Source organism: Pseudomonas sp. ef1 (assembly GCF_007293365.2).
In the GTDB taxonomy this organism is placed as follows: Bacteria; Pseudomonadota; Gammaproteobacteria; order Pseudomonadales; family Pseudomonadaceae; genus Aquipseudomonas; species Aquipseudomonas siliginis.
The window spans coordinates 1383073-1405694 of the sequence record NZ_CM129815.1 but is presented as its reverse complement, the minus strand read 5'-3'; the positions used below and the strand labels follow the sequence as shown (position 1 = coordinate 1405694).

The 22622-nt window shown below is 61.0% G+C and carries 16 protein-coding genes; 4 read left to right on the top strand and 12 right to left on the bottom strand.

Annotated elements, in window-relative coordinates; translation table 11 throughout:
* Window positions 1-17: 17 nt before the first annotated feature.
* On the top strand, window positions 18-461 hold the full coding sequence (locus FEE99_RS06515) for a hypothetical protein (RefSeq protein WP_041477580.1): 444 nt from the start codon (window positions 18-20) through the stop codon (window positions 459-461).
* 135 nt (window positions 462-596) lie between these two features.
* Window positions 597-1034, top strand: a complete 438-nt coding sequence (locus FEE99_RS06510; protein ID WP_041477579.1) for a hypothetical protein — start codon at window positions 597-599, stop codon at window positions 1032-1034.
* 103 nt (window positions 1035-1137) lie between these two features.
* Here the strand turns inward: FEE99_RS06510 and FEE99_RS06505 are convergent, their stop codons facing one another.
* Window positions 1138-2040 carry a LysR family transcriptional regulator gene (locus tag FEE99_RS06505; protein WP_041477578.1) on the bottom strand — a complete coding sequence of 301 codons (903 nt, stop codon included), beginning with the start codon at window positions 2038-2040 and terminating at the stop codon, window positions 1138-1140.
* 118 nt (window positions 2041-2158) lie between these two features.
* Here FEE99_RS06505 and FEE99_RS06500 point away from each other — a divergent pair, with 118 nt between their 5' ends.
* Complete coding sequence (locus FEE99_RS06500; protein ID WP_041477577.1) at window positions 2159-3433, top strand: MFS transporter; 1275 nt, start codon at window positions 2159-2161, stop codon at window positions 3431-3433.
* Between the two features lie 132 nt (window positions 3434-3565).
* Here the strand turns inward: FEE99_RS06500 and hemE are convergent, their stop codons facing one another.
* The 11 genes from hemE to FEE99_RS06445 form a co-directional block, all read right to left on the bottom strand.
* Window positions 3566-4633 (bottom strand): uroporphyrinogen decarboxylase, encoded by a 1068-nt coding sequence (gene hemE, locus FEE99_RS06495; RefSeq protein ID WP_041477576.1) that lies wholly within the window; start codon window positions 4631-4633, stop codon window positions 3566-3568.
* A gap of 246 nt (window positions 4634-4879) precedes the next feature.
* On the bottom strand, window positions 4880-6298 hold the full coding sequence (locus FEE99_RS06490; RefSeq protein ID WP_007909438.1) for an FAD-dependent oxidoreductase: 1419 nt from the start codon (window positions 6296-6298) through the stop codon (window positions 4880-4882).
* A 126-nt stretch (window positions 6299-6424) separates the two neighbouring features.
* Entirely contained in the window at window positions 6425-10870 is a 4446-nt protein-coding gene (gltB, locus tag FEE99_RS06485; protein ID WP_041477575.1) for a glutamate synthase large subunit, read from the bottom strand.
* A gap of 614 nt (window positions 10871-11484) precedes the next feature.
* Window positions 11485-13071 (bottom strand): AAA family ATPase, encoded by a 1587-nt coding sequence (locus FEE99_RS06480; protein WP_041477574.1) that lies wholly within the window; start codon window positions 13069-13071, stop codon window positions 11485-11487.
* Window positions 13072-13081: 10 nt separating this feature from the next.
* The gene (aroB, locus tag FEE99_RS06475) at window positions 13082-14182 is read right to left on the bottom strand and encodes a 3-dehydroquinate synthase (protein WP_041477573.1); all 1101 of its coding nucleotides are present in this window, start codon (window positions 14180-14182) and stop codon (window positions 13082-13084) included.
* Between the two features lie 152 nt (window positions 14183-14334).
* Entirely contained in the window at window positions 14335-14853 is a 519-nt protein-coding gene (aroK, locus tag FEE99_RS06470) for a shikimate kinase AroK (RefSeq protein WP_024011270.1), read from the bottom strand.
* A 4-nt stretch (window positions 14854-14857) separates the two neighbouring features.
* A complete protein-coding gene (gene pilQ / locus FEE99_RS06465; protein WP_041477572.1) occupies window positions 14858-16936 on the bottom strand; it encodes a type IV pilus secretin PilQ in 2079 nt (692 codons plus the stop codon).
* Between the two features lie 13 nt (window positions 16937-16949).
* Window positions 16950-17474 (bottom strand): pilus assembly protein PilP, encoded by a 525-nt coding sequence (locus FEE99_RS06460; protein WP_041477571.1) that lies wholly within the window; start codon window positions 17472-17474, stop codon window positions 16950-16952.
* Window positions 17471-18094, bottom strand: coding sequence for a type 4a pilus biogenesis protein PilO (pilO, locus tag FEE99_RS06455; protein ID WP_041477570.1), 624 nt, complete (start codon window positions 18092-18094; stop codon window positions 17471-17473). Before pilO ends, FEE99_RS06460 begins: the two co-directional genes overlap by 4 nt.
* Window positions 18091-18657, bottom strand: a complete 567-nt coding sequence (locus tag FEE99_RS06450) for a PilN domain-containing protein (RefSeq protein ID WP_041477569.1) — start codon at window positions 18655-18657, stop codon at window positions 18091-18093. The genes pilO and FEE99_RS06450 overlap by 4 nt, the downstream gene beginning before the upstream one ends.
* Window positions 18657-19721 carry a pilus assembly protein PilM gene (locus tag FEE99_RS06445; protein WP_041477568.1) on the bottom strand — a complete coding sequence of 355 codons (1065 nt, stop codon included), beginning with the start codon at window positions 19719-19721 and terminating at the stop codon, window positions 18657-18659. Before FEE99_RS06445 ends, FEE99_RS06450 begins: the two co-directional genes overlap by 1 nt.
* A gap of 219 nt (window positions 19722-19940) precedes the next feature.
* Between FEE99_RS06445 and FEE99_RS06440 the strand changes: the two genes are divergently transcribed.
* Window positions 19941-22385 (top strand): penicillin-binding protein 1A, encoded by a 2445-nt coding sequence (locus tag FEE99_RS06440; RefSeq protein WP_371924026.1) that lies wholly within the window; start codon window positions 19941-19943, stop codon window positions 22383-22385.
* Window positions 22386-22622 lie beyond the last annotated feature (237 nt).

Here is a 22622-nt window from a genome sequence, read left to right as displayed (position 1 = left end):
AGGTCAAGGAGACCTACATGCACTTCAAGAAATTCGCCGCCGTTACCCTGCTGCTCTGCGCCCTGCCAGCGGTCAGCCAGGCCCGCGACACGGCGGTCTACCTGCCATTCGACAAAGCCGTCGCCGAAGCCACCCGCTCCGGCAAGATCGATGGCAGCGTGAAATTCTATCTGGCCGGCAACACCCCGGCCGGCAAAGTCACCGTCGTCAGCCCCGACGCCGTGACCAACAAGAAAACCAACGCCTTCAACAAATCCGATGAAGTCGCCTGCGAGTGGGTCGCCCAATCGGCAATCATCAGCCTGCACCAGGCCGCGAAAAACGCCGGCGCCAACGCCGTGACCAACATCGTCAGCTTCTACAAGCGCAACGAGCGCAAGGACGCGCAAACCTACGAATGCCACGCCGGCGCGATCATGGCGGGCGTTGCGCTGAAGGGTGATCTGGCGAAGGTTCAGTAAACGCCAGAAATGACAAAGGGCGCCGTTTGGCGCCCTTTTTATTTGCAGTGATTCAGCAGCATCTACACTCGCTGATGCAGGTCGCAGCACCGTCACCTGCCCTCGCAGTCTCTTTCACCGTCAAAGGAGATGACCATGCAAGTGAAAGCCCTGATGGCCGCTGCGCTTATCGCCCTGCTGCCAAGTGCCAGCCATGCCACCAACCTCATGTACATGCCTTTCGAAACCGTGCTGTCGGACGCCATTCGCGCCGGGCGACTGGACGGCAGTGTGAAGTTCTACCTGATCGGCAACGGGCCGCAGGGCACTCAGCAGTTGCTGCGCCAAGGGGTGGTCAGTGATTTGAAAACCAACGGCTTCAACAAGAGCGATCAGGCTTCGTGTGAATGGGTGTTGCAGTCGAATCTGATCAAATTGCAGGCTGATGCCAAGCGGGTCGGGGCGAATGCGGTGGTCAATATCGTCAGTTACTACGACCAGCGTGTACGCAAGGATTTGAATACCTACGAGTGCCGGGCAGGAGTTTTTGTTACCCGGGTGGCTTTGAAGGGGGATCTGGTGCGGTTGCCCTGAAATCTGTGATGTTTGGGCCGACGCCTTCGCGAGCAGGCTCGCTCCCACCTTGGAATGCGTTTCCCTGTGGGAGCGAGCCTGCTCGCGAAAGCGCCAGCCGCCTTCACACCGTCAGAGGCTCAACCTTGCGGGTAAGCAGTTCGACAAACGCCTTGGCCATCGGTGATTTCTGATCTTTGCGCTGCACCAGCCACACCGCTGAGATCGCTTCGGGATCGAGCAGCGGTCGGTAGACCACGCCGTCGATGCGCATGCGTTGATAGGACGCTGGCAGCACCGATACACCCAAGCCCGCCGCCACCAGACCAATAATGGTCATCGCCTCACCAGCCTCTTGAGCGAAGTGCGGGCTGAAGCCGGCGTCACGGGCCAGGTTTAGCAGTTGCGCATAGAGCCCGCTGCCATAGCTGCGCGGGAAAAACACGAATGGCTCCAGCGCCAGCGCCGATAGAAACAGGCCTTCATCGCTGCCTTGGGCCAGTGGATGCTTGGAACTGAGCACCGCCACCAATGGCTCGCGCATCAACTCCACAACACTCAGCGAATCCGGCAATCCGAGCGGGCGCATGATGCCGACTTCGATCGACTCGTCCACCAGAGCATCGGCGACCATGGTGCTGCTCATTTCGCGCAGGTTCAGATGCACCGCCGGAAAGCGCTGACGAAAAGAAAAAATCGCCTGCGGAATCGTCGAATTGAACGGCGCCGACGAGGTGAAGCCAATCTTCAACTCACCCAGCTCACCAAGTTGCGCACGCCGGGCGACATCCGCGGCCTTGTCGACCTGCGCCAGCACCAGCCGCGCCTCTTGCAGAAACAACCTGCCCGCTTCGCTCAACTCGACCCGACGATTGGTGCGCTCGAACAAGCGCGCGCCGAGCTGCTGTTCCAGCGCCTGAATCTGCTGGCTCAGTGGTGGCTGGGAGATGCCCAGCACCTGTGCGGCCCGGCCGAAATGCAGTTCTTCGGCGACTGCGATGAAGTAACGCAGATGACGCAGTTCCATAGGATTTCCATTAGGTCGCTGAAGCTATCAAACAGGTCGAACAATATATTGGATAGAAACATTAGCCAGCTATATGATTTTTTCATTGCCTGCCCGGCTGTGCTTTCCGAGGTCTGAAGTGAAAACTGCTGTCGCGCCCCTTGCCCACGAAATCCCGCCCGCAGCCGACGACGATGCCCTCGCCGAGCTGCAGGAGTTCTACATCGAAAAAGGCACGCCGGCGTTCATGCGCACGGTGCTGGCGCTGTTCTGTGGCGGCTTTGCGACGTTCGCGCTGCTCTATTGCGTGCAACCGATGATGCCGCTGCTGTCCCACGAATACGGGATCAACGCGGCGCAGAGCAGTCTGATCCTCTCGGTGGCAACCGGCATGTTGGCCTTCGGCCTGCTGATCACCGGGCCGATCTCCGACCGCATCGGCCGTAAACCAGTGATGGTCGCGGCGCTGTTCGCTGCCGCGTTGTGCACCATCGCCAGTTCGATGATGCCGAGCTGGCACGGCGTATTGATCATGCGCGCGCTGATCGGCCTGTCGTTGAGCGGCCTGGCAGCGGTGGCGATGACCTATCTGAGCGAAGAAATCCATCCACAGCACATCGGCCTGGCGATGGGTTTGTACATCGGCGGCAACGCGATCGGCGGGATGAGCGGGCGCTTGATCACCGGCGTGCTGATCGACTTCGTCAGCTGGCACACGGCGATGGTGGTGATAGGCGGTCTGGCGCTGGTCGCGGCGGCGGTGTTCTGGAAGATCCTCCCGGAGTCGCGCAACTTCCGCGCCCGCTCGCTGCACCCGCGCAGCCTGCTCGACGGCTTCACCATGCACTTTCGCGACGCCGGCCTGCCGCTGCTATTTCTTGAAGCGTTCGTGCTGATGGGCGCGTTCGTCACGCTGTTCAACTACATCGGCTACCGCTTGCTGGCTGCGCCGTACAACCTCGATCAGGTATTTGTCGGATTGCTCTCGGTGGTCTACCTGTCGGGGATCTACAGCTCGGCGAAGATCGGTTCGCTGGCGGACAAACTGGGGCGACGCAAAGTGCTCTGGGCGACGATTGCGCTGATGTTCGCCGGACTGGCACTGACCATGTTCACCTCGTTGTTGCTGGTGATCGTCGGCATGCTGGTGTTCACCTTCGGCTTCTTCGCCGCGCATTCGGTGGCGAGCAGCTGGATCGGCCGGCGCGCGTTGACGGCCAAGGGTCAGGCGTCGTCGCTGTATCTGTTCAGTTATTACGCCGGGTCGAGCATTGCCGGGACGGCGGGCGGGGTGTTCTGGCATCTGGGCGGGTGGAACGGCATCGGCCTGTTTATTGGCGCGTTGTTGCTGATTGCCCTGCTGGTGGCGTTGAAGCTGGCGAAGCTGCCACCGCTTGGCGGTGTCAAAGCTTAAAAGCAAAAGATCGCAGCCTTCGGCAGCTCCTACAGGGAAACGCAAATCCCGATGTAGGAGCTGCCGAAGGCTGCGATCTTTCGATCTAAAATAAGCCCGGCATTGGCCGGGCGTTTTTTTATTGGGCGCTGATCACTCGTGATACTGCGCCGACAGCTCATGCACGGCACGCAGGAATGCGCCGGCATGTTCCGGATCAACTTCCGGGGTGATGCCATGACCAAGGTTGAACACGTGGCCGCTGCCCTTGCCATAACTGGCCAGAATGCGCCCGACTTCAATGCGGATCGCTTCCGGTTTTGCGTAAAGCACAGTCGGGTCCATGTTGCCTTGCAGGGCAACCTTGTCGCCGACACGGGCACGGGCGTTGCCGATGTCGCAGGTCCAGTCCAGGCCGAGGGCGTCGGCGCCGGCTTCGGCGATGCTTTCCAGCCACAGGCCGCCGTTCTTGGTGAACAAAATCACCGGCACTTTGCGTCCGTCGTTCTCGCGGATCAGGCCGCTGACGATTTTCTTCATGTAGGCCAGGGAGAATTCCTGATACGCGGCTGCCGACAGGTTGCCGCCCCAGGTATCGAAGATCTGTACCGCTTGCGCACCGGCCATGATCTGGCCGTTGAGGTACGACGTCACCGACTGCGCCAGTTTGTCGAGCAGCAGGTGCATGGCTTGCGGGTTGTCGTAAAGCATCGCCTTGGTCTTGCGGAAGTCTTTCGACGAGCCGCCTTCAACCATGTAAGTCGCGAGGGTCCACGGACTGCCGGAGAAACCGATCAACGGCACACGACCGTTGAGTTCGCGACGGATGGTGCTGACCGCGTCCATGACGTAACCGAGGTCTTTGTGCGGATCCGGGATCGGCAACGCTTCGATGTCGGCCAGGGTACTGACGACTTTCTTGAAGCGCGGACCTTCACCGGTCTCGAAGTACAGGCCCTGGCCCATGGCATCGGGAATGGTGAGGATGTCGGAAAACAGGATCGCCGCGTCCAGTTGCGGGTAGCGGTCGAGCGGTTGCAGGGTGACTTCGCAGGCGAATTGCGGATTCATGCACAGGCTCATGAAGTCGCCGGCATGCGCGCGGCTGGCGCGGTACTCCGGCAGGTAGCGACCGGCCTGGCGCATCATCCACACAGGGGTGACGTCAACGGGTTGCTTGAGCAGGGCGCGGAGGAAACGGTCGTTCTTCAGGGCAGTCATGTCGGCATCCGGAAAAAAAGTGCGGGCATTTTCTCAGAGCGCGAGGCAAAAGGCACGGATGTGGGTCAGCCTTTTGTCTATCGGGTCAATTTGTCGCGCTGGAATGCTGACTTTGCAACACCACAAAACACTGTGGGAGCTGGCTTGCCAGCGATGCAGACAACTCGGTTTGTCAGGTAAACCAAGGAGATGCTATCGCTGGCAAGCCAGCTCCCACAGGTATCGCATTGCAGTTTCGAGCGGCGTTTACACACCCAGGTAATCGAGGATCCCTTCAGCCGCATTACGCCCTTCAAAGATCGCCGTCACCACCAGGTCGGAACCGCGCACCATGTCGCCACCGGCGAAGATTTTCGGGTTGCTGGTCTGGTGCTTGTACTGACCTTGCTCAGGCGCAACAACGCGGCCCTGGCTGTCGGTCTGGATCTCGAACTGTTCGAACCACGGCGCCGGGCTCGGGCGGAAGCCGAAGGCGATGACCACGGCATCGGCCGGGATGATCTCTTCGGAACCCGGGATCGGCTCGGGGCTGCGACGGCCACGGGCATCCGGTTCGCCGAGACGGGTCTCGACCACCTTCACGCCTTCGACCTTGTCTTCACCGACGATGGCGATCGGCTGGCGGTTGTAGAGGAATTTCACGCCTTCTTCCTTGGCGTTCTTCACCTCTTTGCGCGAGCCGGGCATGTTCGCTTCGTCGCGACGATAGGCACAGGTCACCGACTTGGCGCCCTGACGGATCGAGGTGCGGTTGCAGTCCATCGCCGTGTCGCCGCCGCCGAGTACCACGACCTTCTTGCCTTTCATGTCGACGAAATCTTCCGGCGACTTTTCAAAGCCCAGGTTGCGGTTGACGTTGGCGATGAGGAAATCCAGCGCGTCATAAACGCCCGGCAGATCCTCCCCGGCAAAACCGCCCTTCATGTAGGTGTAGGTGCCCATGCCCATGAACACCGCGTCGTATTCGGCGAGCAGTTGTTCCATGGTCACGTCTTTACCGACTTCGGTGTTGAGACGGAACTCGATGCCCATGCCGGTGAAGACTTCGCGACGATTGCTCAGCACGGTCTTTTCCAGCTTGAACTCGGGGATGCCGAAGGTCAGCAGGCCACCGATTTCCGGGTTCTTGTCGAACACCACCGGGGTTACGCCGCCACGCACCAGCACGTCGGCACAACCCAGACCCGCCGGGCCTGCGCCGATGATCGCCACGCGTTTGCCGGTCGGCTTGACCTTGGACATGTCCGGGCGCCAGCCCATGGCGAATGCGGTGTCGGTGATGTACTTCTCGACCGAACCGATGGTCACCGCGCCGAAGCCGTCGTTAAGGGTGCAGGCACCCTCGCACAGACGATCCTGCGGGCACACCCGGCCGCAGACTTCCGGCAGGGTGTTGGTCTGGTGCGACAGCTCGGCGGCCTGAAGGATGTTGCCCTCGGCCACCAATTTGAGCCAGTTTGGAATGAAGTTGTGCACCGGGCACTTCCATTCGCAATACGGGTTGCCGCAACCCAGGCAGCGGTGGGCCTGATCGGCCGACTGCTGGGGTTTGAACGGTTCGTAGATTTCAACGAACTCTTTCTTGCGTTGACGCAACAGTTTCTTCTTCGGATCCTTGCGCCCGACATCGATGAACTGGAAGTCGTTATTCAGACGTTCAGCCATTACTAAAACCTCTTACACGACAGCTCCAAGCTACAAGCTTCAAGCTGCAAGAAAATCACATTAGTCCGGTACAACGCGTACTAGCTTCAACTTGTCGCTTGAAGCTAGTGACTTGCAGCTGCGTCGTTACTGCGGACTCGCACGAGTACTGGAGAGCAGAGATTTCAGACTCGCTGCCTTCGGTTTGACCAGCCAGAAACGACGCACGTAATCATCGAGGTTCTCGGCGAGTTCACGACCCCACTCGCTGTCGGTTTCGGCGACGTACTCGTTCAGCACGTTCTGCAGGTGGCTGCGATAGGCTTCCATCGCCTCGCCGCTGATCCGCTGGATTTCCACCAGTTCGTGATTGACCCGGTCAACGAAGGTGTTGTCCTGATCGAGCACGTAGGCGAAACCACCGGTCATGCCAGAACCGAAGTTGTAACCGGTCTTGCCCAGCACGCAGACGAAACCACCGGTCATGTACTCGCAGCAGTGATCGCCAGTGCCTTCCACGACGGTGTGGGCACCGGAGTTACGCACGGCGAAACGCTCGCCTGCGGTGCCGGCGGCGAACAACTTGCCGCCAGTGGCACCGTACAGGCAGGTGTTGCCGATGATGGCGCTTTCCTGAGTTTTATAGACGCTGCCCTTCGGCGGCACGATGACCAGCTTGCCGCCGGTCATGCCTTTGCCGACGTAGTCGTTGGCGTCGCCTTCCAGGTACATGTTCAGACCGCCGGCGTTCCACACACCGAAGCTCTGCCCGGCCGTGCCTTTGAAACGGAACGTGATCGGCGCCTTGGCCATGCCCTGGTTGCCGTGCTTGCGCGCGATTTCGCCGGAGATCCGGGCGCCGATCGAACGGTCGCAGTTGCAGATGTCCAGCTCGAACTCGGCACCGCTGAGGTCGTTGATCGCCGACGCGGCCAGCTCGACCATCTTCTCCGCGAGCAGACCTTTATCGAACGGCGGGTTGCGCTCAACACCGCAGAACTGCGGTTTGTCCGCCGGGATGTGATCGCTGCCCAACAGCGGGGTCAGGTCCAGGTGATGTTGCTTGGCGGTCTGGCCTTCGAGGATTTCCAGCAGATCAGTGCGACCGATCAGCTCTTCGAGGGAGCGCACACCAAGCTTGGCCAGCCACTCACGGGTTTCTTCGGCGACGTAGGTGAAGAAATTCACCACCATGTCGACGGTGCCGATGTAGTGATCCTTGCGCAGCTTCTCGTTCTGCGTCGCGACGCCAGTGGCGCAGTTGTTCAGGTGGCAGATGCGCAGGTATTTGCAGCCCAGTGCGATCATCGGCGCGGTGCCGAAGCCGAAGCTCTCGGCGCCGAGGATTGCCGCTTTGATCACGTCGAGGCCGGTTTTCAGGCCGCCGTCGGTCTGCACCCGGACTTTGCCGCGCAGGTCGTTGCCGCGCAGGGTCTGGTGGGTTTCAGCGAGGCCGAGCTCCCACGGCGCGCCAGCGTACTTGATCGAGGTCAGCGGCGAAGCACCGGTGCCGCCGTCGTAGCCGGAAATGGTGATCAAGTCCGCATAGGCCTTGGCCACACCGGCGGCGATGGTGCCGACGCCCGCTTCTGCTACCAGCTTCACCGAAACCAGCGCCTGCGGGTTGACCTGCTTGAGGTCAAAAATCAGTTGCGACAAGTCTTCGATCGAGTAGATATCGTGGTGCGGCGGTGGCGAAATCAGGGTCACGCCCGGCACTGCGTAACGCAGCTTGGCGATCAGCCCGTTGACCTTGCCGCCCGGCAGTTGCCCGCCCTCGCCCGGCTTGGCGCCTTGGGCGACCTTGATCTGCAGCACTTCGGCATTGACCAGGTATTCCGGAGTTACACCGAAACGGCCGGTGGCAACCTGCTTGATTTTCGAGCTCTTGATGGTGCCGTAACGCGCCGGATCTTCGCCGCCTTCGCCGGAGTTGGAACGCGCGCCGAGGCGGTTCATGGCTTCGGCCAGGGCTTCGTGAGCTTCCGGCGACAGTGCGCCCAGCGAGATGCCGGCGGAGTCGAAGCGCTTGAGCACCGACTCCAGCGGCTCGACTTCACTGATGTCCAGCGGTGTATCGAGGGTCTTGACCTTGAACAGGTCGCGAATCATCGACACCGGACGGTTGTCCACCAGTGAGGTGTATTCCTTGAACTTGGCATAGTCGCCCTGCTGCACAGCGGCTTGCAGGGTGTTGACCACGTCCGGGTTGTACGCGTGATATTCGCCACCGTGGACGAACTTCAGCAGACCGCCCTGCTGGATCGGCTTGCGCGGGCTCCAGGCTTCGACGGCGAGGGCTTTCTGCTCGGCTTCGATGTCGACGAAACGCGCACCCTTGATCCGGCTTGGCACGCCACGGAAGCTCAGCTCGCAGACTTCTTCGGACAGACCAATGGCCTCGAACAGCTGCGCACCACGGTACGAAGCGATGGTCGAGATACCCATCTTCGACAGGATCTTCAGCAGACCTTTGGTGATGCCTTTGCGGTAGTTCTTGAACACCTCGTAGAGGTCGCCCAGGACTTCACCGGTACGAATCAGGTCGCCCAATACTTCGTAGGCCAGGAACGGATACACCGCCGAGGCGCCGAAACCGATCAGCACCGCGAAGTGATGCGGGTCACGGGCGGTCGCGGTTTCAACGAGGATGTTGGAATCGCAACGCAAGCCTTTTTCGGTCAGACGGTGGTGCACCGCACCGGTCGCCAGCGAAGCGTGGATCGGCAGCTTGCCCGGGGCGATATGACGGTCGCTGAGGACGATCTGGGTACGCCCGGCGCGCACGGCTTCTTCAGCCTGATCGGCAACGTTGCGGATCGCCGCTTCGAGGCCAAGGCTTTCGTCGTAGTTGAGGTCGATGATCGCCCGTTCGAAACCCGGACGGTCGAGGTTCATCAGCGAGCGCCATTTGGCCGGAGAGATCACTGGCGAGCTGAGGATCACGCGCGAGGCGTGTTCCGGCGACTCCTGGAAAATGTTGCGCTCGGCACCGAGGCAGATTTCCAGCGACATCACGATCGCTTCACGCAGCGGGTCGATCGGCGGGTTGGTGACCTGCGCGAACTGCTGGCGGAAATAGTCGTACGGCGTGCGTACACGCTGGGACAGCACGGCCATCGGCGTGTCGTCGCCCATCGAGCCCACGGCTTCGTAACCTTGCTCGCCAAGCGGACGCAGCACCTGATCACGCTCTTCGAACGTGACCTGATACATCTTCATGTACTGCTTGAGCTGGTCGACGTCGTAGAAAGCCGAACCGTGGTCGTTGTCTTCCATGGTCGCCTGAATGCGCAGGGCATTCTTGCGCAGCCATTGCTTGTACGGATGACGGGATTTAAGACGGTTGTCGATCGCATCGGTGTCGAGGATCTGCCCGGTTTCGGTATCCACGGCAAAGATCTGGCCCGGGCCGACGCGACCCTTGGCGAGCACGTCTTCAGGCTGGTAGTTCCACACGCCGATTTCCGAGGCGAGGGTAATGAAACCATTCTTGGTGGTGACCCAGCGCGCCGGACGCAGACCGTTACGGTCGAGCAGGCACACCGCGTAGCGACCATCGGTCATCACCACGCCTGCCGGGCCGTCCCACGGTTCCATGTGCATCGAGTTGTACTCGTAGAACGCACGCAGATCCGGGTCCATGGTTTCGACGTTCTGCCACGCAGGCGGAATGATCATCCGCACGCCACGGAACAGGTCGATGCCACCAGTGACCATCAGTTCGAGCATGTTGTCCATGCTCGAGGAGTCGGAACCGACGCGGTTGACCAGCGGGCCGAGCTCTTCCAGATCCATCAGATCATTGGTGAACTTGGTCCGACGGGCCTGCGCCCAGTTGCGGTTACCGGTGATGGTGTTGATTTCGCCGTTGTGGGCGAGGAAGCGGAACGGCTGCGCCAGCGGCCATTTCGGCAGGGTGTTGGTGGAGAAGCGCTGGTGGAACACGCAGATCGCGGTTTGCAGGCGCTCGTCACTCAGGTCCGGATAGAACGCGGCCAGGTCGGCCGGCATCATCAGGCCTTTATAGATGATGGTCTTGTGCGAAAAGCTGCAGATGTAGTGGTCGGTGTCAGCGGCGTTGGCCACCGACGAACGGCGACGGGCGCTGAACAGCTTCACGGCCATGTCCTGATCGCTCAGGCCTTCGCCGCCGATGTAGACCTGCTCGATCTGCGGCAGGCGCTCAAGGGCCAAGCGGCCGAGGACGCTGGTGTCGATCGGCACTTGGCGCCAGCCGATCAGTTGCAGGCCTTCGGCGAGGATCTCGCGGTTCATGTTCTCGCGAGCGGCTTCGGCCTTGGCCGGATCCTGATTGAAGAACACCATGCCCACGGCATATTGCTTGGGCATTTCGACGCCGAAGCTCTCTTGGGCAATGGCTCGCAGGAAGGCGTCGGGTTTTTGAATCAGCAGACCGCAACCGTCACCGGTCTTGCCGTCGGCATTAATCCCACCGCGGTGGGTCATGCAGGTCAGGGCCTCGATGGCCGTTTGCAAAAGGGTATGACTGGGCTCGCCCTGCATATGAGCTATCAGGCCGAAACCGCAGTTATCCTTGAATTCATCTGGTTGGTACAGACCTGCTTTCATAGACACTTTCTCACCAGGCTGCCTCTATTCGAGGCAAATTTCTTTTCAATTCAACCACTTGCGTTCCGCGCCGAACGTACGCCGGCTTAGCGGGGGCAAAAGGGTGGTCATTGTACACAGCGACACAGAGGCTCACAAATTTGACGACGAACTGTCGCAAATTCATGTCGCATTTGTGAAAGGTTTAAAGCGATCTGCTGTGCTAGTCAAAACTTTTTTAATTTTGACCGCAACGACTCAAAGACTACTGTGACGCAGACACCACAAGGCACGCGACCGCAGGGACGGTTGGCGCTTGCTGGCGAACCGCGTTGCACGCCAACGTGTGCGAGGCAAGGCGCGGGATGCTGCCAATGGTTGTTCCCTTGGCAAATCCCGCAACGCAGCCTCGCACACGTTGGCGCGCAACCCGAAGGGACGCGCCCCATTTTTCGCTGGGCAGCGTTGCTCGGAACTTATTTGGAAAAACCAAACTACGTTCCTCGCGCCTTGCCCAGCAAAAAATGGGGCGGCGTCGCGGTCGTCAGCAAGCGCCAACCGTCCCTGGAGGCGGCGCGCACTCGTAGAAATTTTGAGGTGCTTGGAGAGGCGGCCTGGGTAAGGCCGCCGAATCTTCAGCGAGTTGTTGCCAGTTCCTGTTGGACGCTGGCGACAGTGCGAGGCCAAGGTTTACCAGCCTGAACCTTCGCTGGCAAGGCCTTGATGGCAGAAACGGCCGCATCACGATTGGCAAAGTTGCCATAGGTGATCACGTAAAGCGGCTTGCCGTTGAGGACTTTCTTGAAATAACGGTACTCGCCGCCCTGCTCCTTGACGAAGTTCTGCGCAGCGGTTTCCGAGCTGGTACCGAGGATCTGTACGACATAGTTGCTGGTCGGCTGACCGGCGTACCAGCTGCCACCGGCAGCCTTGGCCACGGTGACCGGCTTGTCGGCAGGCTTGGACGGAGCGGGGGCCGGTTTCGCGGCTGGCGCTGGCGTGGCCGGAGCAGGCTTGGCCGTGGCGATCTGCGTCGGTGCCGGTGTTGGTGCCGGTTTGGCGGCAGGGGTCGGAGCCGGTGTCGGCGCAGGACCGGCCGGAACGCCCGCAGGCGGTGCAGAGGTGGTTACGGTCGGCGGCGTATCGCTGGAGCCTTCCAGCGGCACGCCGTCGTCGCCTTCGGTAATGCCACCTGCGGCCTCCGCTAGCGGGCCACGCATGACCGGCTGCGAGTTGCCGACCAATGGCAGCGGCATCGGCTGGGTGTTGCCGGCGAATTCGACGGACGGGTTGGCGCCGTTCGCTGCGCCCTGACCCAATGGCAGTTGCGCCTGTTCGTTGGCCGGAGCACCGGTGGTCGGTGCCTTGCTGCGACCCGGCATCAGCCAGGCGGCAGCAACCGCGACCACAACGACGGCGGAAATCGCCAATACGTGTTTCTTCGGCATGTTGAACCCCATACTTGGACGCTTGACCGCGGAGCGGCTGGCAATCATGACTTCGATCAATGCATCGCGAGCGACCTGGTTGATGTTGCCCGGCCAGCCCTCGGAGCTTTCGTGAATATCAGAGATCTGATCTGCGGTGAAAAGTTCGACACCCCGGCCCGCGCCTTCCAGCCGCTGGTCGAGATATTCGCGGGTCTCTTCTTCGGTGTACGGCTGCAATTCGATGACGTGGAAACGCTCTTCTTCGAGCTGCAACGCCTCGAGCTGAGCGATCAGCGACGACTCGCCGAACAGGAACACATGCGGACGACCTTCCGGCGTGCCGGCGCCGAGCGCCATCAACGCTTCCAGCGCGGACTCGTCGAGCTGCTCGGCATCGTCCACCAGCAGATAGACTTCCTGCCCGGTCAGACCCAGTTGCACCACCTGCTCGAGAATCGCGCCGACTTCGGCCTGCGCGACATCCAGCGCCTGCGCCACCTGGCGCAGCACGCCGGCCGCATCACCGGCGCCACGGGCGGAAACCACCACGCTCTGCACCGATTGCTTATTGGTGCTGGCCACCAGCGCCTGCCGCAGCAGGGTCTTGCCGCTGCCTTGCGGGCCGGTGACCACCAGCAGCAACTGGCTGTAACGCGCCAGGTGATGCAGTTGACCCAGCACCGGTTTGCGCTGGGCCGGGAAGAATTTGAAGCCCGGCACCCGTGGCGCGAACGGGTCGTGACTTAACTGGAAATGGCCGAGAAACGCCTCGTCGGCATGCAAACTAGTCATCGGAATCGTTTTAACCTTTAAGCTGAGCCAGGGCGCGGTAATCCGCTCCCAGCGTGGCCTGTAGAACCTCTTTCGGATAATCGTCGGTCACTACCGCTTCGCCCATCCGGCGCAGCAGCACCAGGCGCAGACGACCGTCGATCACTTTTTTATCAATTGCCATGTGTTGGAGAAAATCGGCTTCGCTCATCTCTTCAGGCGGAATGACCGGCAGACCGGCCCGCTGGAACAGACGAATGCCGCGATCACGCTCCTGTTCGCTGATCCAGCCCAGGCGCGCGGACATTTCCAGCGCCATCACCGTGCCCGCCGCCACCGCCTCGCCATGCAGCCAGACACCATAGCCCATGTGGGTTTCGATGGCGTGGCCGAAGGTGTGGCCGAGGTTGAGCGTAGCGCGGACGCCGGTCTCCTTTTCATCGGCGCCGACCACCGCAGCCTTGGCCGCGCAGGAACGCTCGATCGCATAGGTCAGCGCGGTTTGATCCAGCGCGCGCAGGGCGTCGACGTTTTCTTCGAGCCAGGTCAGGAATGGTTCGTCGCAGATCAGGCCGTACTTGATGACTTCCGCCAGGCCCGCCGACAGCTCGCGCTGCGGCAGGGTTTTCAGCGATGCGGTATCGATCAGCACCACGTTCGGCTGATAGAACGCGCCGACCATGTTCTTGCCCAGCGGATGGTTGATGCCGGTCTTGCCGCCGACCGAGGAATCGACCTGCGACAACAGCGTGGTAGGAATCTGGATGAAATCGACACCGCGCTGATAACAGGCGGCGGCGAAACCGGCCATGTCGCCGATCACCCCGCCGCCCAGGGCGATCACGGTGGTGCGGCGGTCATGACGGGCGGTCAGCAGACCGTCGAAAATCAGTTGCAGGGTTTCCCAGTTCTTGAAGGCTTCGCCGTCAGGCAACACCACCGAGATAACCGAAAACTGCGCAAGGCTGCGGGTCAGACGTTCGAGATAGAGCGGCGCGACGGTTTCGTTGGAGATGATTGCCACCTGCCGCCCGTGGATATGCGGCGCCAGCAGTTCCGGCTGATCCAACAGACCTTCGCCAATATGAATCGGGTAGCTGCGCTCGCCTAGATCGACCTTGAGTGTCTGCATGTGTCCCCACAGTGAAGATGGAAGCAGGCATCCTGCCCTGAAATTATTGGTGTTCTGCGGCTCGTAGCGGTATGACGCCGCTCGCCCGGCATCCGCCACACCCTCGGCGGGCGCTGACAGGACGCCGAGGATAGCGCATTTCGGGCGATGCTTTAACGGGGTGGCAACTGCGCGAGACGGTCGAGAATGTCGAGCACCACCATGCGTGGCGGCCGCTCGTCGGTTTCCACCACCAGATCGGCAATTTCCCGATAAAGCGGATCACGGATCTCGAGCAGGTCGCGCAGGGTTTTCGCCGGATCGGCGGTACGCAGCAGCGGCCGATTGCGGTCGCGGGAGGTGCGGCCGACCTGCTGCTCGACGGAGGCGTGCAGATACACCACGCGCCCGCCTTCATGCAGGGCCTTGCGATTGGCATCACGCATCACTGCGCCGCCGCCGGTCGCCAGCACCACGCCATCGAACGCGCACAGCTCGGCGATCATCGCCTGCTCGCGGTCACGAAAGCCGGGCTCGCCTTCCTTGTCGAAGATCCATGGGATATTGGCACCCGTGCGCAGCTCAATTTCCTTGTCGGAATCCTTGAACGGCAGGCGCAGCTCTTTGGCCAGCAATCGGCCGATGGTGCTTTTGCCAGCACCCATCGGTCCTACAAGTATCAAATTTCGCACAGAATCAACGACTCACAGCAATCGCCTGGTTATTCATGATACGCGGAGTGAGAAATACCAGCAGCTCGGATTTTTTCTCCGAAACCACATCACGCCGGAAAAGGCGGCCAAGATACGGCACATCGCCAAGAAATGGCACCTTATCTACGACCTTGCTCTGAGTATTTGAAAAAACACCGCCGATTACGATGGTCTCGCCGTCATTTACCAGCACTTTGGCGTTGACCTCGTTTTTCTTGATCGGCGGCACATCCTGCACTTTGTTCAGGTAATCGGGCTCATCCTTGGTGACCTTGACCTCCATGATGATGCGGTTGTCCGGGGTGATCTGCGGGGTGACTTCCAGTGACAGCGAAGCCTCCTTGAACGACACCGAGGTCGCGCCGCTGGAGCTGGCCTCCTGATAGGGAATCTCGGTGCCTTTGAGGATTTTTGCGGTTTCCTTGTCCGAGGTGACCACCTTCGGCTGCGAGACGATTTCACCGTTGCCGGTCTTTTCCATCGCCGTCAGTTCCAGATCCAGCAGCACGTTGTCGGTGATGAACGCGATGCCGATCCCCGAGGTATTGTTGACCGTGCCCATGTCGACGAACGGCGAGTTGGTGCCGGTGCTGCCCGGCGTACCGATGGTGCTCGAGGAGCCATTGACCCCGGACGCGTTCCAGTTGCCCTTGTTCTGCACCGAACCGCCCCAGCGCACGCCCAGGCTCTTGTCATAATCGACGTTGGCCTCAACGATGCGCGCCTCGATCATCACCTGGCGTACCGGAATATCCAGCTGCGCGACGATCCGCCGGAGTTCGTCGAGGCGATCCTGGGTCTGGTAGGCAATGATGTTGTTGGTTCGCTCATCGACGGTAATCGAACCGCGCTCGTCGACCTTGGCCTCGGCACTGGTCACCGACTGGAACAGCTTGGCAATGTCCGCTGCCTTGGCGTAATTGACTTGCAGCAGCTCACGACGCAGGGGCGCCAGCTCGGCGATCTGCTTCTGCGATTCCAGTTCCTGACGCTCGCGGGCGGCAATTTCATCGGCCGGCGCGACCAGCAGCACGTTGCCGATCTTGCGCTTGTCCAGCCCCTTGGTTTTCAACACCAGATCCAGTGCCTGATCCCACGGCACGTTTTGCAGGCGCAAGGTGATACCGCCCTGCACCGTGTCGCTCGCCACCAGGTTGAGATTGGTGAAGTCCGCGATCAGTTGCAGCACCGAGCGCACATCGATGTCCTGAAAATTCAGCGAGAGCTTGTCGCCGACATAGGCCTGACGGTCGGCGTTGCGCTTTTGCAGGTCGTCGATGCTCATCGGCCGAACGCTCACGGTGAGCTTGTTGTCGGTCTGAAACGTGGAGTAGTCGAAGGTGCCGCTGGGCTCGACGCTGATCACTGCGCGATCACCGGTTACCGCGGCATTGACGAACTGCACCGGCGTGGCGAAGTCCTTGACGTCGAGGCGCACGCGCAGTTTTTCCGGCAGTTGCGTACGGGCGAAACTGAGGATGATCTTGCCATCGTGCTCCTGGATATCCGGGGCGATGGTCGGATCAGAGAGGTCGATGACTACGTTGCCCTCGCCCTCGGTGCCGCGCTGGAAATCGACACCGCGAATCGCCCTGCTGCGTTGCGCGGCTGGTCTGGCCGGTGCCGCAGCGGCCGTGGCGGCACGCGGTGCAACGGCAGCCGGACGCGGCGCTGTCGTGGAGGCGCCCTGACCGACCACCACAAACAGGCTATTGCCCTCGACCCGCGTGCTGTAAGGCGCCAACTGCGTCAGGCTGACAATCAGCCGCGTGCGATCCTTGGCTTCGGCCACCGTGGCCGTGCGCGCGTTGCCGCTGCCCAGATCAAGATTCTTGTTGGCCAACTGGCTGGTCACGCCCGGCAGATCCAGTGCAATGCGTGCCGGTGACTCGGTTGTGTAGCCCTTGGGCTGTGGTGGCGGGCCGTCGAACGACAGCTTCAGTTCGACGCGGTCACCCGGCAGCGCGGCAACATCCAGCGCTTTCAGACTGGCCGCCATTACCATCGGTGACACCAGCGCTATCCATAGCGAAAAACCGAGGGTGGAGAAAATCCTGTTCATTGTTCGACTTCCACTATGAGTGCTCTTTCAAAGGAATGGTGCGCGGCCGCTCCAGCCAGGCGCCGGCGCCGTCGGGCACGATTTCCACCACATCGACCTGGGTAGGGCTGATGGCGACGATGCGGCCGTCGTTGCGGCCCAGGTAGTCGCCGACCTTCAGGCGATGCACCCCGCCTGCGCCGCGCAACAGCGCAAACGAGCCCGAGGCATTGGCGATCGTGCCGACCATTTCGAACTGCTCGATATTGAATCCTTCAAGATATTGCTTGACCCGATTGGGGTCGGGTTTGACGTTGCGCGAGCCGTGTTTCTGCCCGGCCAGATCGACCCGCGCCTGCCGCGAGAACGGACTGCGCAGGTTGGCGGCGCTGTATGTGAATGTGGGGTAAGACCGGAATGTCGGCGTTGGTTCAATCCTGCCCGCCGGACGCAGGCGCACTTCGTTGAGGTACGCGTCGAGGTCGCTGAAGTCATCGCCGCCACCGCAGCCGCTCAGCGCCAGCATCATGGGCAGGACGAGATAACGAATCGGGGTCATTTTTCCAGCCCCTTGTCGTTATAGCGGTACGTCTTGGCAAGAATACTCATGCGCAGCTTCGTCCCGCCCTCGGGATTGGCCGGCGCCAGTTCGAAATCGTGCAGAGTGACAATTCGCGGCAGGCCGGCGACGCCGCTGACGAAGGTCGCGAGGTCGTGATAGGCACCGGTCACGGTGATCTGGATCGGCAGTTCGATGTAGAACGGCTGGGTCACTTCCGGCAGCAGCTTGATTTCCTCGAATTCCAGGCCGCTGCCCAGACCAGTGCGGGTGATGTCTTCGAGCAGGCCCGGCACTTCAGTGTCGCTGGGCAATTGCCGCAGCAATACGCCGAAGGTGTTTTCCATTTCCTTCATTTGCTGGGTATAGAGCTCAAGGTTCGCCGACAGCCGCGCCTTGCTGGCGAATTGTTCCTTGAGGGTGGTTTCCTCTTCGCGCTTGAGGTCGAGCTGATTTTCCATGTCGCTGATGAAGAAGTAATAGCCAAGCGCGAGGATCAACACCATCACCAGCGCACCGCACAGGGTTTTTACCGCCGGGGGCCAGGAGCCGATGTTGCTGGTGTCGAGGTCGTTGAAATCGATATTGCGCAGGCTTTGCAGCCATTCGGAGGCGTTCATTGCTCGTCCTCCACAACCTTGGGCTGAGTCTGACGGACGGTAAGCTGGAAGACATTGGCCTGTTCGACCTGATCGGCGCTGGTGGCCTTGACCTCATTCAGGCTTGGCGCGTCGAACCAGTCGGACGCGTCGAGATTGCGCATCAGCTCGGAGACCCGGTTGTTCGACTCCGCCGCGCCACTGATGGACAGGGTCTTGCCGGCCATTTTCACATCGGTGAAATACACGCCGTCCGGCAGGGTACGCGCCAGTTGGTCGAAGACCCGCCCGCTGATCTGCCGATTGCCCTGCAGGTCCTGGATGATGCGCATGCGCTCGACCAGTTGCTGGCGGCGCGCCTTGAGTTCGCCGATCTGTTTGATGCGTTCGTCGACCACGGCAATCTGTTTGCCGATGTAATCGTTGCGCGCCATCTGCCGCTCGATCGCTGCGCTGATGATCTGGTCGGCAATCAGCACCGCGCCGATCGAGCCGGCCAGCACGCCGATCAGGACCAGCAGAAAGCGTTTGCGCCGTTCTTCGCGGCGTTCCTCGCGCCAGGGGAGAAGGTTGATCCGCGCCATCAGTCGAAACTCCTGAGCGCGAGCCCGCAGGCAATCATCAAGGCTGGCGCGTCGCTGGCCAGCGCTCCTGCGTTGACCTTGCTGCCCAAGGCCATGTCGGCGAATGGGTTGGCGACCTGCGTCGGCGTGTCCAGACGCTGTTCGATCAGACGGTCCAGGCCGGGCACCGAGGCGGTGCCGCCGGCCAACAGGATATGGTCGACCGCGTTGTACTGGCCGGAGGCGAAGAAGAACTGCAGCGAACGCGAGACTTGCTGCACCAGCGCCTCGCGAAATGGCTGCAAGACCTCGCTGACGTAATCGTCAGGCAGCCCGCCCTGTTTTTTCGCCAGGCCCGCCTGTTCGACCGTGAGGCCGTAGCGGCGCTGGATCTCCTCGGTAAGCTGGCGTCCGCCGAACAATTGCTCACGGGTGTAGATGATCTTGCCGTTGTGCAGCACGCTGAGGGTGGTCATGGTCGCACCGATGTCGACCACCGCCACGGTCAGGCGCTCCTGGGAGGCCGCCAGATGCGTCGCCAGCAGACCGAACGAGCGCTCGAGGGCGTAGGCCTCGACGTCCACCACCCGCGCGGTCAGGCCGGCGAGCGCCAGCGCCGCTTCACGCACCTCGACGTTTTCCTTGCGACAGGCGGCAAGCAGCACGTTGACCCGATCCGGGTTGCGCGGCGAGACGCCCTGGACTTCAAAGTCGATGGCGACTTCGTCCAGCGGATAGGGAATGTATTGGTCGGCCTCGATCTTGAGCTGGTTTTCCATTTCGTCGTCGGACAGCCCGGCGTCCATCTCGATGACCTTGGTGATCACCGCCGAACCGGCCACTGCCACCGCCACGCTCTTGACCCCGGTTCGCGCTTTCACCAGCAACCGGCTCAGCGCCTGGCCGACGCCTTCGAGGTCGGCGATGTTCTTTTCGACCACAGCGTTCGCCGGCAACGGCTCCACCGCGTAGGCCTCGACCCGGTAGCGCTCGCCCTGACGGCTCAGTTCCAGCAGCTTCACCGACGTGGAGCTGATGTCGATCCCCAGTAACGCATTGGTCTTTTTATTGAAGAGTCCCAGCACTACCAATTCCCTATGACTTTCCGTGAGTTACGGACTCTGTAATACGCATTGCGTTCCTTCACCCCCGTCTTGACAGAAGCGCCAATGACGCCCCCGACGGAAAAGTGCTTATAATGCCCAGCGATTTTTTCCGCTTTTTACTGCCAGCGCGGATGGCTCTGTGTGTAACCGCAGCCCCGTGCCAAATTCATTCTTTGCCCTGGATGTCCAAAAGCCTTGATTCGTCTGCTGAAATTTTTCGGTTGGTCCATCGTCGCCGTTTTCTGCGGACTGCTCTTAGGTCTCAGCGGCGCCTTTCTTTACCTTAGTCCGGGTTTGCCGTCTGTGGAGGCGCTGAGAAGCATTCAGTTGCAGATTCCTCTGCGCGTCTACAGCAGCGACAACAAGTTGATCGCAGAATTTGGCGAAATGCGCCGTACACCGATTCGTTTCGCCGACATTCCGCCCAACTTCATCAATGCGTTACTAAGTGCTGAAGACGACAATTTTGCCAACCACTATGGCGTCGACCCGAGCAGCCTGATGCGCGCGGCGACGCAACTGGTCAAGAGCGGACATATTCAGTCCGGCGGCAGCACCATCACCATGCAGGTGGCGAAGAACTTCTTCCTCACCAGCGAGCGCAGCTTCTCGCGCAAAACCACCGAAATTCTTCTGGCCCTGCAGATCGAACGACAACTGACCAAGGACGAGATCCTTGAGCTGTACGTCAACAAGATCTACCTGGGCAACCGCGCCTACGGCATCGAGGCGGCGGCGCAGGTGTATTACGGCAAATCGATCCGTGACATCAGCCTGGCGCAGATGGCGATGATCGCCGGCCTGCCGAAAGCACCGTCGCGTTTCAATCCGCTGGCCAACCCGGCGCGCAGTAAAGAACGCCGCGACTGGATCCTCGGGCGCATGTACAAGCTGGGCAAGATCAGCGAAGCCGACTATACCGCCGCGATCAACGAGCCACTGAACGCCAGCTATCACGTACCGACCCCGGAAGTGAACGCACCGTACATCGCCGAAATGGCCCGTGCCGAAATGGTCGGTCGTTATGGCAGCGAGGCCTACACCGAAGGTTTCCGCGTCACCACCACAGTGCCGAGCAATCTGCAGGAAATGGCCAACACCGCGCTGCACGAAGGCTTGATGACCTACGACCAGCGCCACGGCTACCGTGGCCCCGAGTCGCGCTTGCCGGGCAAGACCCGCGAAGCCTGGGCCAGCGAGCTGACCAAGCAGCGCACCATCAGCAGCCTCGAACCTGCGATCGTCACCCAGGTCGATAAAACCGGCCTGCAGGTGTTGACCCGCACCGGAGAAGAGCACGTTGCCTGGGACACGATGAAATGGGCACGACCGTTCCTCAATACCAACAGCATGGGCGCCAATCCGCGCCAGCCGTCGGATGTGGCGCAGGTCGGTGATCTGATCCGCGTGCAGCGCCAGACAGACAATTCGTTGAAATTCAGCCAGATACCACAGGCTCAGGGCGCACTGGTGTCGCTGGATCCGCAGAACGGCGCGATCCGTTCGCTGGTAGGTGGCTTCGCCTTCGAGCAGAGCAACTACAACCGTGCCATGCAGGCCAAGCGTCAGCCTGGTTCGAGCTTCAAGCCATTCGTTTACAGCGCCGCGCTGGATAACGGCTACACCGCTGCCAGCCTGGTCAACGATGCGCCGATCGTGTTCGTCGACGAGTACCTGGACAAGGTCTGGCGACCGAAGAACGACACCAACACCTTCCTCGGCCCGATCCGCCTGCGTGAAGCGCTGTACAAGTCGCGCAACCTGGTGTCGATCCGCCTGCTGCAGGCCATGGGCGTGGGCAAGACCATCGACTACATCACTCGCTTCGGCTTCAACAAGCAGGACCTGCCGCCGAACCTGTCGCTGGCACTCGGCACCGCAACGCTGACGCCGATGGAAATCGCCACTGGCTGGAGCACCTTTGCCAACGGTGGCTACAAGATCACCCCGTACATCATCGACAGGATCGAAAGCCGTAACGGCGACACGCTGTTCGTCGCCAACCCGCCGACCGTGCCACAGGGTGGCGCGGCGACCGACGGTATCGCTGCGCCGGCTACCGAGTCGTTCACGGTCAATGCCGCCCCGGTTGCCGGTGAAGCGTCGGCCAATCCGGCAGTGCCGCAAGCGCCGGCCGTGGCCGAGCGGATTGTCGATGGACGTACCACCTACATCCTCAACAGCATGCTGCAGGACGTAATCAAACTCGGCACCGGCCGCCGTGCGCTGGCCATGGGCCGCAGCGATATAGCCGGCAAGACCGGCACCACCAACGAATCGAAAGATGCCTGGTTCTCTGGCTACAACGCTGATTACGTAACCACGGTGTGGACCGGTTTCGACCAGCCGGAAAGCCTCGGTCGCCGTGAGTTCGGCGGTACTGTGGCGCTGCCGATCTGGATGAATTACATGTCGGCCGCGCTGAAAGACAAGCCGCCGCATGTGCAGCCTGAGCCAGAAGGCTTGCTCAGCCTGCGGGTAGACCCGGTCAGCGGCCGTGCAGCAACACCGAGCACACCGGGCGCATACTTCGAACTGTTCAAGGCCGAAGACACGCCGCCATCGGTGAACGAGCTGGGCAACGGGGCAGTGCCAGGCAGCCCGCTGCCGGCGGATGAACAGGCGCCGATCGATCTGTTCTAGGGGAGCAGCTGCAAGCGCCAAGCTACAAGCGGCAAGCAAAAGCGCGAACGATGCACGCTTGTAGCTTGTAGCTTGTAGCTTGCAGCTTGCAGCTTGCAGCTTGCAGCTTGCAGCTTGCAGCTTGCAGCTTGCAGCTTGCAGCTTGCAGCTTGCAGCTTGCAGCTTGCAGCTTGTAGCTTGTAGCTTGCAGCTTGTAGCTTGCAGCTTGTAGCTTGCAGCCCATAAAAAAACCCAGCA

Coding starts and splice junctions, on each gene's coding strand:
- FEE99_RS06515 (WP_041477580.1), top strand. CDS start 18: ATGCACTTCAAGAAATTCGCCGCCGTTACCCTGCTGCTCTGCGCCCTG.
- FEE99_RS06510 (WP_041477579.1), top strand. CDS start 597: ATGCAAGTGAAAGCCCTGATGGCCGCTGCGCTTATCGCCCTGCTGCCA.
- FEE99_RS06505 (WP_041477578.1), bottom strand. CDS start 2,040: ATGGAACTGCGTCATCTGCGTTACTTCATCGCAGTCGCCGAAGAACTG.
- hemE (WP_041477576.1), bottom strand. CDS start 4,633: ATGACTGCCCTGAAGAACGACCGTTTCCTCCGCGCCCTGCTCAAGCAA.
- FEE99_RS06490 (WP_007909438.1), bottom strand. CDS start 6,298: ATGGCTGAACGTCTGAATAACGACTTCCAGTTCATCGATGTCGGGCGC.
- gltB (WP_041477575.1), bottom strand. CDS start 10,870: ATGAAAGCAGGTCTGTACCAACCAGATGAATTCAAGGATAACTGCGGT.
- FEE99_RS06480 (WP_041477574.1), bottom strand. CDS start 13,071: ATGACTAGTTTGCATGCCGACGAGGCGTTTCTCGGCCATTTCCAGTTA.
- aroB (WP_041477573.1), bottom strand. CDS start 14,182: ATGCAGACACTCAAGGTCGATCTAGGCGAGCGCAGCTACCCGATTCAT.
- pilQ (WP_041477572.1), bottom strand. CDS start 16,936: ATGAACAGGATTTTCTCCACCCTCGGTTTTTCGCTATGGATAGCGCTG.
- FEE99_RS06460 (WP_041477571.1), bottom strand. CDS start 17,474: ATGACCCCGATTCGTTATCTCGTCCTGCCCATGATGCTGGCGCTGAGC.
- pilO (WP_041477570.1), bottom strand. CDS start 18,094: ATGAACGCCTCCGAATGGCTGCAAAGCCTGCGCAATATCGATTTCAAC.
- FEE99_RS06450 (WP_041477569.1), bottom strand. CDS start 18,657: ATGGCGCGGATCAACCTTCTCCCCTGGCGCGAGGAACGCCGCGAAGAA.